The organism is Mycolicibacter icosiumassiliensis (genome assembly GCF_900078685.2).
In the GTDB taxonomy this organism is placed as follows: domain Bacteria; phylum Actinomycetota; class Actinomycetes; order Mycobacteriales; family Mycobacteriaceae; genus Mycobacterium; species Mycobacterium icosiumassiliensis.
In genome coordinates this window covers 1-1684 of sequence record NZ_LT546206.1, presented here as the reverse complement: position 1 = coordinate 1684, position 1684 = coordinate 1, and the positions used below count along the sequence as shown (strand labels likewise).

Genomic DNA, 1684 nt, shown 5'->3' with positions numbered 1-1684 from the left:
GTCCCCAAGCGAGTTATTACCTTGGCCTCCAGTACCGCCGTTGCCGCCGTTGAGGCCGGCACCGCCATTCCCGCCGTCACCGCCGTTCCCGGCGATAGTGCCGGAACCACCCTGGCCGGCTGCTGAGCCGTTGCCGCCGTTGCCGAGGTAGGCACCGGTGGTGGGGTCTTGGTAGGCGTTACCGCCAGCGCCACCGTTCCCACCGTTGCCGCCGTCACCGGTCTGGCCCGCTTCGCCGAAGGACCCATAGGTTTTGGTGCCGCCCGCGCCGCCGTTACCACCATGGCCGCCGAGGCCCATCGCGATTGTGTTACTACCGCCGTCATAGTGGTCCGCGGTGCCGTCAGCGGCCGCGCCACCATTGCCGGCGTTACCCCCGTCGCCGCCCTTACCACCATCACCGATCAGGAACCCACTGCTACCACCAGCCCCGCCAGCACCACCGCTACCGCCGTAACTCAGCAGTTGGCGGAAGGGGCCGCCCAGGATGCTGGGGGCGCCGTCGGCACCATTACCGCCGGCACCACCGTTGCCGCCGGTGCCGAACAGCCAGCCCGCGCCGTTACCGCCGTCACCACCAGCACCACCGGCGTTGGCGCCGGCCACGCCGGTGCCGGCAACGCCGTCCCCACCGTTGCCACCGTCACCGCCGACGCCCATGAAGGAGCCGCCGGCGCCACCGTCACCACCGCCACCATGGGCACCGCCGCCGCCGTCACCACCGGCCCCGCCGTTGCCGATCAGGCCGCCCGCACCGCCGTCACCGCCGGCCACACCCGGGTCAGCGGCCGCGTCGTAGCCGGCCCCACCGTCACCGAACAGCAAGCCGCCGTCACCGCCATTGGGATCAGTCGCCGTCCCATCGGCGCCGTTACCGATCAAATACACGCCAGCCATCTGGTTAATGGCATGGTCGACCTGCCCACCGAATGAGCTGGTGATCCACGCCTCCATACCGGTGTGAATCGGTGCATAGACCCATTGGTCGAACAATTGGCCATAGTCGATCGATGTCGACGCGGAGGCTCCGGCGCCGGCAGCATCGAGCAATGAGTCCACCGATGCCGCACTCCCCCCGGCGAAGGTGGGATCCAGCGTCGTCACCCACGCGCTCACATCGGCCCCCAGGGTGGGGTCGATGCTGGAGAGGGAATCAATGACCGGGTCCAGCATCAGGTCAAGCTCGTCAGCCTGGGCGGTTGGCGGGCCCGCGAGCGGGGCTATCCCGAACGCCAACAAGGCGCTCGCCGCGCCACCAGAACCGATCACGAAATGACGGCGCTGGCGCGCCTTCTGGCGGTGGGCACCATGCTGGCTGCGGGTGGGGCGACGACTCATCGGGGAACACCTTTCGTGAGAACAGCTCTACCGAGCCGGGGAAGCATCAACAGGGAAAGAGAGGGGGATTTGATTCGGGTACTCAGAGCGCGGCAAACAGGTCCTGCACCCAGGTCGACATATCCGCGACCGCGCTCGCCGCAGCGCTGCCACCATCGAAACCGTCCGGAATGGTGGCCGGCGTGACATCCGCCACTGGCGACCCCGTGCCATCCCAACCCAACAAGGACGCGACAGTCTGCGCCCAACCCTCCAACGCCCCCAACGGACCCACCGCCTGACCGGTAGCCTCGATCGTTCCAATCACGGGAACACCCGTGGCAGTGATGCCGACACTGTTGAAGAT

The 1684-nt window shown here is 68.1% G+C and carries 1 protein-coding gene and 1 pseudogene; both read right to left on the bottom strand.

What is annotated here, in order from left to right:
• On the bottom strand, positions 1-1338 hold a 1338-nt coding region (locus BN4346_RS49425), incomplete at its 3' end, for a PGRS repeat-containing protein (protein WP_407695177.1).
• 82 nt (positions 1339-1420) lie between these two features.
• Positions 1421-1684: pseudogene (locus BN4346_RS47145) on the bottom strand (hypothetical protein); the annotation flags it as partial.